At 35.2% G+C, this 9,547-nt stretch carries 6 protein-coding genes and 1 other annotated feature; of the genes, 3 read left to right on the top strand and 3 right to left on the bottom strand.

Annotated elements, in window-relative coordinates; translation table 11 throughout:
• The first annotated feature begins 840 nt into the window (after positions 1-840).
• Positions 841-1,812, top strand: coding sequence for a proline dehydrogenase family protein (locus ACQKMD_RS16470; RefSeq protein WP_427753294.1), 972 nt, complete (start codon positions 841-843; stop codon positions 1,810-1,812).
• A gap of 555 nt (positions 1,813-2,367) precedes the next feature.
• Here ACQKMD_RS16470 and ACQKMD_RS16475 read toward each other — a convergent pair.
• The gene (locus ACQKMD_RS16475; protein ID WP_427753295.1) at positions 2,368-3,690 is read right to left on the bottom strand and encodes a PAS domain S-box protein; all 1,323 of its coding nucleotides are present in this window, start codon (positions 3,688-3,690) and stop codon (positions 2,368-2,370) included.
• Positions 3,691-3,832: 142 nt separating this feature from the next.
• On the opposite strand from ACQKMD_RS16475, the gene pruA reads away from it, so the two are divergent.
• Positions 3,833-5,377, top strand: coding sequence for an L-glutamate gamma-semialdehyde dehydrogenase (gene pruA / locus ACQKMD_RS16480; RefSeq protein WP_427753297.1), 1,545 nt, complete (start codon positions 3,833-3,835; stop codon positions 5,375-5,377).
• 325 nt (positions 5,378-5,702) lie between these two features.
• Here the strand turns inward: pruA and ACQKMD_RS16485 are convergent, their stop codons facing one another.
• A complete protein-coding gene (locus tag ACQKMD_RS16485) occupies positions 5,703-5,870 on the bottom strand; it encodes a hypothetical protein (RefSeq protein ID WP_427753317.1) in 168 nt (55 codons plus the stop codon).
• A gap of 113 nt (positions 5,871-5,983) precedes the next feature.
• Positions 5,984-6,236: a binding site (T-box leader), on the top strand.
• A gap of 67 nt (positions 6,237-6,303) precedes the next feature.
• Between ACQKMD_RS16485 and brnQ the strand changes: the two genes are divergently transcribed.
• The gene (gene brnQ, locus ACQKMD_RS16490) at positions 6,304-7,629 is read left to right on the top strand and encodes a branched-chain amino acid transport system II carrier protein (RefSeq protein WP_427753298.1); all 1,326 of its coding nucleotides are present in this window, start codon (positions 6,304-6,306) and stop codon (positions 7,627-7,629) included.
• 331 nt (positions 7,630-7,960) lie between these two features.
• Here brnQ and ACQKMD_RS16495 read toward each other — a convergent pair whose 3' ends face one another.
• The gene (locus ACQKMD_RS16495) at positions 7,961-8,935 is read right to left on the bottom strand and encodes a nuclease-related domain-containing protein (protein WP_427753318.1); all 975 of its coding nucleotides are present in this window, start codon (positions 8,933-8,935) and stop codon (positions 7,961-7,963) included.
• Positions 8,936-9,547 lie beyond the last annotated feature (612 nt).

Below are 9,547 nucleotides of genomic sequence, written 5' to 3' on the forward strand. Positions count from 1 at the left end.
ATATATTTTAATAATACGCCATATCACATAATTGATAGTTTATCTGCTGATTGTATGGAAACTCATAACCGATGTCTCTAATTCTTTTGTAAGATTTGAAATAATTATTATAAGTTGATGATAGTTTTCAACTGATGAATTTTATACACCCATGAAAAGTAAGATGATTTTATAAACTTGATAAAGATATCTAGAAAATAATAGATTTAGTAATAAAGAATTTATAATTGCCAGAGTGATGTTTTCCTATCACTCTGGCAATCCATTTTAATAGCAAACCATGAAAATCCTCCTTGATCTGCTCTAATAAAATCGTTAACAAACATTAGCTATATTCACTATATGCCCTTCACCTTTAATTATTTTTAAATAACTTTGACTGCAGTACTTTTTCACTTAAAACTCTTCCAATTATCTCTAATTCAGTTTTCCCCCTTTATTTTATACTCATATAAGAACATTCATAATACAACGTTTTTTTTTCAATTTTATTATGTAAAATAGCTATTAAATCAGCAATCAAACGTTGGGAGCCGATATGGATATGCTTTTTTTTGGTATTGCTCTACTCATAATTATTATATTAATATTTCATTTGAACTGTAGATAAACCGCTTTTGATACCCTCATTCATTTTTCTATTTGTTCGTTTCATAAAACTCTTTTTGTGACTAGTTTTTATAACTAAAACTGTTTATTTCCTAGATTTCTCTAACTGGAAATTTAATCTAAATTATACCTTTTTCTAAAAATTTATTTTAAAAGAAAACTCTTGCAATTTGAAATTTTGTGATATAATCGCTTGGGATTTAGTTCACAAATGATGGGGAGAGATTTTTTATGATATTAAGAGACTTTTTTATGTATTTATCGGAAAATCGCACACTAAATGCAGCTGCTCAAAGATACGGTTTAAAGATGGGGGCACAAAGTGTTGTAGCCGGTACTAATATACAAGAAACGATTGATAGTATTAAAGAATTAAATAAGCATGGTATTGCATGTACAGTTGATAACTTAGGTGAATTTGTTTTTGAAAAATCCGAAGCTACTGCTGCTAAAAATCAAATTTTAGAATTAATTCAAGCTATTCATGATCATAAAGTAGATGCTCATATCTCTTTAAAACCTTCACAATTGGGGTTAGATATTGATATCGACTTCTGTTATGGGAATTTAAAAGAAATTGTTGCCTTAGCTGATCAATACGATATTTTCGTTAACTTTGATATGGAGAATTATGATCGTTTACACCCTTCTTTTGAGTTGATGGAGCAACTAAATGCTGAGCATCAAAATATCGGTACCGTTATTCAAGCATACTTCCATGAATCAGATGAAAATATCGAAAAATATAAAAACTATCGTTTGCGTATCGTAAAAGGTGCTTATAAAGAACCAGCAAATATTGCTTATCAAGATAAAACTGAGATTGATGCAAAATATATTAAATTAATCGAGTATCACTTACTGAATGGTAAATTTACTTCAATCGCAACACACGATCACCGTGTCATTAACCATGTAAAACAATTTGTTAAAACAAATAATATTTCGAATGATAAATTTGAGTTCCAAATGCTTTATGGTTTCCGTAAAGATATGCAACTTCAGTTAGCAAAAGAAGGTTATAACTTCTGTACTTATGTACCATTTGGACGTGATTGGTATGGATACTTTATGCGTCGATTAGCAGAGCGTCCTCAAAACTTATCACTCGTTACAAAACAAGTTTTCAATAAAAAAACTAACACTGCTATTGGCTTAGCTGCATCAGCATTCATTGTTGGTCGTCTATCAAAACGCAAATAAAAAAATCCCGCTCAAAAGGCGGGATACTTCAGACTGTAGACAAACTCGAAGAAATCCGAGCTTTGTCTACGGTCTTTTTCTTTTAAAAATAGATAAGACCGTTGCTTTCCGCGGGCGGGCGCCAAGCCGCTTTGTCGCTACGCTGCTGCAGGGTCTTGGACTGTCCCGATTTTCCCGCAGGAGTCGCCACCTTTGCTCCAATCAACTACACATGTAATAAAAACAAAGCTTTATAGGTGAAGGAAAATGATGACGAGAAAAAACAATCCTGAAAGAGTTCAAATTGAAATGATTGCTTTAGAATAACTAGTACCTCAAGAACTTCTCTTGTGAGAAAAATTGAGGATCGGCGAACAAGCTTAAAAGGTCTTAAAAAAGTGTCCATGTAGGCCATGCTTACTTTGTGCTGCTGTGAATTTAAAGAAACTCCCTAATTGTCTGCGTAAAGTTAAAAAATGGATTACAAGTTAACACCTGAAGAGGATCTTAAATAACCAAAATATATAAAAGTAACAAATACATACTGAAAAAGTCTCGCTCAAAAGGCGGGATTTTTTATTTCTTCTCTTCAGCATCTTTCATTCGCTTCATACGATATTGTAAACTTTGTCTTTTCAAACCTAGCTCTTTCGCTGTTTTTGAAACATTGCCACCAAAGAATTCTAGTGCCTTGACCACATAATAGTCTTCTACTTCACGAATATATTGGTCGAGCGGGCGGAGATCTTTGACTGTTTGCACGATAAATAATTCACTTTGTGCATTATTTCCCAGACGATGAATATCTTGAACCTTCCAACGAAAATAAGCTGGTAACATCTCATAAGTAATACTATCTTCTGTAGTGATAAGAGATGCTATTTCGTCTAATAGCACCTCTAATTCTTTCAAGTTGCCTGGCCAATCATAGGATAAAAAGATTTCTTCAACTTCTTCCTCAAGGCCTTTCACAAAGGAACCGAAGTCTTGTCGATGCCTCAAAAAGTAGTCATTCACGAAAGGCATAATATCTTCTTTCCGTTCTCTGATTGAGGGAACACGGATTGTAAGTGATGAAAAGAAAAAGTATAGGCTTTTTGATAGCTTACCATCACTTATTAGCTCAATTGGATCCCCTCCAATACTCGCTATAAAGACGTGATTTTTTGTTTCATGGATTTTTAACAATTCTACGATTCTTTCCTGTGCAGACATCGATAAATACTCAATACGTTCACCGAAGAACGTAATATTATTGTTTTCAGTTATATATTTTTCTAGCTGTGCAATTACTGCTTCTTCGTCTCTTCTACAAATGAGTGTTATAAATTGTTCGTTGGGTATCGAAAGTGAGTGGTGAATTCCTTCAGCAATCATATCCTTCCCTGTACCTGACTCCCCTATGAGCATGACTGAAATGCGACTAGTTGCAGCTAATTTTGCTGTTGAAATAACATTCTTCATCGATGCTGAAACGGCTGTGATTGTTTCAAACTTTAATGGTTGTCCATAACGGCGAAGTGGCTGATACATCATAAACTCTTGTGTGGAAATATCGCGTGCAAATTCCACTGCCCCTAGAATTCGTCCCTCTTTTTCAATTGGCAATATATTATTGATGGTCGTGATTTCCTGCCCTTTTCGATTCCAAAATGTTTTTTTATGATTTCGAATCGGCTGCCCTTTATGTAACACTTGAAGCAATAAACTCTCTTCGGCTTCAAAATTAATAATTTCCCATGCCGTGCGTTTTTTAACCTCTTCTGCTGTTATGCCCTCAAGCTCTTTCATTTTTTTATTATAAATAACCGGCATTCCGTTTGCATCGATTGCACTAATACCGATATCACTCATTTCCGTAATAAATTTATATACTTGAAGTAGACCATCTAGTTCCAATTTTAGCTGCCCCTTTAACTTTTTTATAATTTTTCGAATATTTTTATTGTAATACGCCAAATGATATTGCATTATTATATATATACTTTTCAGAAAAGTGCAAACTCATTTTGCACCTTAGAACTTAGGGGGAGAAAAATTAATGATTCCATACAAACATGAACCATTTACAGATTTCACTTCGAAAGAGCATGCAGATGCATATCAAGTTGCATTAAAACAAGTAAAAGAACAATTAGGACAAGAATATCCTTTAATCATAAACGGCGAAAAAGTAACAACTGAGGAAAAGATCTCATCTTACAATCCTGCTAAAAAAACAGAATTAGTAGGTGTTGTATCAAAAGCAAGCCAAGAATTAGCTGAAAAAGCTATGCAAGCTGCACATACCGCTTTTGGAGAATGGCAATATACTCCGGCTGAAGTAAGAGCTGATATTTTATTTAAAGCAGCGGCAATCATTCGCCGACGCAAACATGAATTCTCTGCTTGGTTAACATTCGAAGCTGGTAAACCATGGAATGAGGCTGATGCTGATACTGCTGAAGCAATTGATTTCCTTGAGTATTATGGCCGTCAAATGTTATCGATTAAAGATGGTCAACCTGTTGAAAGTCGCGTAGGTGAATTTAACCGCTATGACTATATTCCATTAGGTGTTGGTGTTATCATCTCTCCTTGGAACTTCCCATTTGCAATCATGGCTGGTACTACTGTAGCAGCAGTTGTAACCGGTAACACAGTACTGTTAAAACCTGCTTCAACTACACCAGTTGTTGCTTATAAATTCATTGAAGTATTAGAAGAAGCTGGACTTCCAGCAGGTGTTGTTAACTACATCCCTGGTTCAGGCGCTGAAGTTGGCGATTATTTAGTAGATCACAAGCATACTCGTTTCATCAGCTTTACTGGCTCTCGTGATGTTGGTCTTCGTATTAATCAACGCGCTTCTGTTGTAAACGAAGGTCAAATTTGGATTAAACGTGTTATCGCTGAAATGGGTGGTAAAGATACTATTGTAGTAGATAAAGAAGCTGATTTAGAACTAGCTGCTCAGTCTATCGTTAAATCCGCATTCGGCTTTAGTGGTCAAAAATGTTCAGCATGCTCTCGTGTAGTAATTGTTGATGACGTTTATGACGAAGTAATCGCACGTGTTGAAGAATTAACAAAAGCATTACAAGTCGGTAATCCTGTAGATCCTACTAACTATACTGGACCAGTTATTGATGAAGCTGCATTTAATAAAATTACTAGCTACATCGAAATCGGTAAAGAAGAAGGTCGCTTAATCGCTGGCGGTACAGCTGACCAATCAGAAGGCTATTTTGTACAACCAACAGTATTTGCAGATGTATCTCCTGAAGCTCGTATTATGAAAGAAGAAATCTTCGGACCAGTTGTAGCTATTTCAAAAGCTTCTAATTTCGAAGAGGCAATCACAATTGCTAATAGTACTGAATATGGTTTAACTGGAGCTGTAATTTCAAAAAATCGTGCAAACATCGAATATGCACGTCAACGCTTCCATGTTGGTAACTTATACTTTAACCGTGGCTGTACTGGTGCTATCGTAGGATACCAACCATTCGGTGGTTTTAATATGTCAGGCACAGATTCTAAAGCTGGTGGCCCTGATTATTTACAGCTTCATATGCAAGCAAAAACAACTTCAGAAACTCTATAATTTTATCTCCTATACTATAGGAAGAAACTCTATATTTTTTATGCTCGACGTATGATAGTTTATACGTCGAGTTTTTATTTAAGAGATAAAAAAATTGTATCTTTTACCCTCATTTAGTGTTTCTATAGTTACCATTTCAGAGTCAAAAAAATATTGTTTTATTGAATATCAGTAATGCCACTAATGTAAAAATGATAATATCTCTACATATTTAACTTTTAATAGTGCATACGAAAAATCTAAGATAAAAAATTCCCACTTTACTATTTCATTTTGATAATTTTATTCTCTACTTAAATTTCACTAACTTAAGGTGATACGAAATCTAATTCTCCAGTCTATAACAATAAAGTTCCTCTGTCTTTAGTGCCACTTTTATTTCTTTATTTTTCATATCTAAACTCATCTTGATTAGTTCATCTCGTTCAATCATCCGAACATGATTCTTTTTCGCGAGTATCAAAGCTTGTTTCGTATATGTACTATTCGTAATTACCCAAGCGACGCGTACTAAATTCTAATATTACGTATCCAATTAACTGAACTATCTAATTCTTCATTTTATATTGACAATTATTTTTTTAGCTGATAAGCTATGAAACATATCCAAATTCGTTGAAGAGAATAAGTACGGATGGACACTTAATCCATAGAGAGTCGACGCTTGCTGAAAGTCGATGTTTAAATCCATTTCTGAAGTAATCTCTGAGAAGCAAAATTGAACCTGAAGTAAATTTTGCCGGCAAATCCTCCGTTACCAAGGGATCACGTATATTAGTACGGTGGCTGAGTGCCGGATTTTTTGTGAACAACAAAATTCCGGAATTAGGGTGGTATCGCGAGTAATCTCGTCCCTTTTATAGGGGCGAGTTTTTTTGTGCCTATTTTCACTGAATATGGATTACTATTTTGAAGGAGTGAATGAAATGAAAAAATCGACAACTTTGTTTATTGGATTAATGTTATTTTCAATGTTCTTTGGAGCCGGTAATCTTATTTTCCCACCATCTTTAGGTGCTAATGCAGGGACAAACTTCCCACTCGCTATAACTGGATTTATCGTGACTGCAGTTGGTCTACCATTACTTGTTTTAATAGCTTTATCATTTGTTGAAGGTGGTGTGCGTACACTAGGAAGTCGTGTCCACCCTATCTTCGGTATCGTTTATACAATCACCGCATATTTGTCAGTCGGACCATTTCTTGCTATCCCTCGTAATGCAACACTGGCATTTGAGATGGGGTTAAAGCCTTTTATATCTGATTCCACTTTTGCTCTAATCGGTTTTACGGCTTTATTTTTCCTTTTAGTATTTTTAGTTAGTTTAAACCAAAGTAAAATGATGGATTTAATGGGGAAAATCATTACACCACTTTTATTAATTAGTATGATTATTTTAGTTGTAGTAGGTTTTGTTCGCTTACAAAATGGCGCATTAGCTCCTACAACAACAGAGTATGCTCAATCTCCTTTCCTAAAAGGTTTTTTAGAAGGATATAACACAATGGATGCTCTTGCTGCTCTTGCGTTTGGTATTGTTATTTTGAGCGCATTGAAGCAACGAGGTGCTACGGAAGGTAAGATGCTTCGAAGAGAGGTGCTTAAAGCCGGGCTTTTAGCTGGATTCTTACTAGCTGTTGTATATTGTTCACTAGGCTATATTGGTGTGAAAATGGCAGGAGCAGGTACATTTGAAAATGGTAGCACCCTTCTTTCATCTGCTTCCTATTTATTGTTCGGACAATGGGGCAACTTATTATTAGGTATTATTTTCGTACTCGCTTGCTTCACTACATGTGTTGGATTAGTATCTGCTTGCGCAAACTATTTTTCTACATTAGTACCTAAAGTTAGTTATAAAAAAATCTCTTTATTCTTTTCATTGATTGGTTTTGGACTAGCTAACTTCGGACTAAATACAATTTTATTGGTAAGTGTTCCTTTTTTAATTGCTGCATACTCTTTAACAATTGTATTGATCGTGATTTCTCTATTCCATCCGTTATTTAAAGGTTCTTCCTATGTTTACGTTACAGCAATGTCGCTTACTGGAATAGTTGCTTTATATGATGGTTTAAAAGCATTCGGCTTAAAGTTTGCTGTCGTTGATAGATATATGAGCTATCTTCCATTTGCAGAGCTTGGATTAGGTTGGATCATTCCTGCAATTGTAGGGACTGTCATTGGATATTGCCTATACCTCATTAAGGGAGAATCGCCAGTGGTTCTTTCACGGCCTATTGAGAAATAGAAAGGTAAATGCTTATATTAAAATTCTAAAAACGTAGTCAACATAGACTCGGTAACAGTTACCGTTTATCAGTTTTATGTGATAGCACTGAAAAATGGTTTTAGGACTGAATTAGGGTGCGGATAGCTTGATATAAGTTTGATTATTGCGCTAAGTTCGGGGATTGTTGTGTTATCTCGGGGGATTGTTGTACTAACTCAACTGATTGTTGCTCTATCTCAACTGATTGTTGCGCTATCTTTCGCCATTGTTATTTAGCAGAATATTCATATCCTTAGAGGACGCCATTTTCAATAATTTTGTACACAAAAAAAACCAGCTTTTGCTGGTTTTATTTTTTGAATAATGGTTGATTGTAATCATAGTGATAAATACGAGATTTAGTGTTCCCTATAGGGGTTAGATTCATCGTTTTGAAGAGTCTTGATATCGTAAACTTATCATCTATATGTAGAAAGTCTCTGCATTCTTTGTTTGTGATAGTAGGTTTAAAGAGTTGAAACCAATCGAGCAAAGTTTGCTGGAGAATGACTTGCTTTGATGCGTTACAATTTGGGCACTGCTGACCTCTTCTCGATGAATACTCTATTGTTGTACCACATGGGCAGATCATACCGGAATATAAATTTTCGGGTTGTAGGTTGTATTTGAAGCATAAGGGGAAGGGATTATACGGCTTGATGTGTGTCTTTAGTTGAGTGCAAAGCAAATGGAATTCTTCGTCGTTGAGTTTGTGTGGGAGAGTATTGAGTTGTTCTAAAAAGATGGGGATTTCTTTATTGAACAGTAATTGCACTTTCTTAGGGCGTTTTTTTATTAAAGTGTTGGTGTTTGGCATAACAATTTTATAGTAAATCGGCATTTCATACTTATTATTTTGGAGCCAATATTTCAGACTACTTACTGCACGGATAATTTGAGTTTGGGGGCATTCGTATATTCGTTTTTCGCCTTCTACTATTTGAACTAATTGATAAGGATTTTCTTGAAATCGTAATACACCCCGCATGTTTTTAACTTCAAATATGCAAATATAGCTAGGTGTGATAATGAGGGAGTCGATTTGTACAAAACGAAATTTAGATACTTGTAATTCAACGTTGGGAAAATATATATTTGGCAATTTAAAGTGAGTTTCTTGAATGAAATGGTCGATGCGCAATTCACCTTTATAGCCTGCTAGAATACGTTCAATGTCTTGCCGTATGCTATTGATAGCTTGATGATGCGAGTTCGGGACTCGGTGAAGAAGCCGATTGAGTGCTTGAATTTGGATTGGAATGGGTCTAGTAATATTGATAAAAATTCACTCCCTTTCAACTATAGTTAGATAGAATCTATCATGATATGGGAAATATTTCAATAGATATGTTTTGTTTATTGCGCTAACTTTGGAGATTGTTGCGCTATGCGCGTTGGTTGTTGCACTAACTCTGCCGATTGTTGCGCTAACCTGACTGATTGTTGCGCTATCTCATCTCTTTGTTATTTAGCAGAATATTCACGTCTTATCTAATTGATTTTCTTCATTTTGAGACATCTCGCGTTGGTGAAAAACTTGTTTTTTTGGAAAATTACTAATTCTGGCCGCAATTTGAGGATCGGGTGAAGCAAATTTTGTTTGTTGCGCTAACTTTGGAGATTGTTGCGCTATGCGCGTTGGTTGTTGCACTAACTCTGCCGATTGTTGCGCTAACCCGACTGATTGTTGCGCTATCTCATCCCATTGTTATTTAGCAGAATATTCACGTCCTATCTAATTGATTTTCTTCATTTGAGACATCTCGCGTAGGTGGAAAACTTGTTTTTTTGGAAAATTACCAATTCTGGCCGCAATTTGAGGATCGGGTGAAGCAAATTTTGTTTGTTGCGCTAACTTTGGAGATTGTTGCGCTATGCGCGTTGGTTGTTGCACTAA

Origin of the sequence: Viridibacillus sp. NPDC096237, from assembly GCF_050278625.1 — a bacterium.
In the GTDB taxonomy this organism is placed as follows: Bacteria; Bacillota; Bacilli; order Bacillales_A; family Planococcaceae; genus Viridibacillus.

Bases quoted from the DNA above. Each gene is read 5' to 3' on its own strand.
- brnQ (WP_427753298.1), top strand. From the start codon at position 6,304: ATGAAAAAATCGACAACTTTGTTTATTGGATTAATGTTATTTTCAATG.
- pruA (WP_427753297.1), top strand. From the start codon at position 3,833: ATGATTCCATACAAACATGAACCATTTACAGATTTCACTTCGAAAGAG.
- ACQKMD_RS16470 (WP_427753294.1), top strand. From the start codon at position 841: ATGATATTAAGAGACTTTTTTATGTATTTATCGGAAAATCGCACACTA.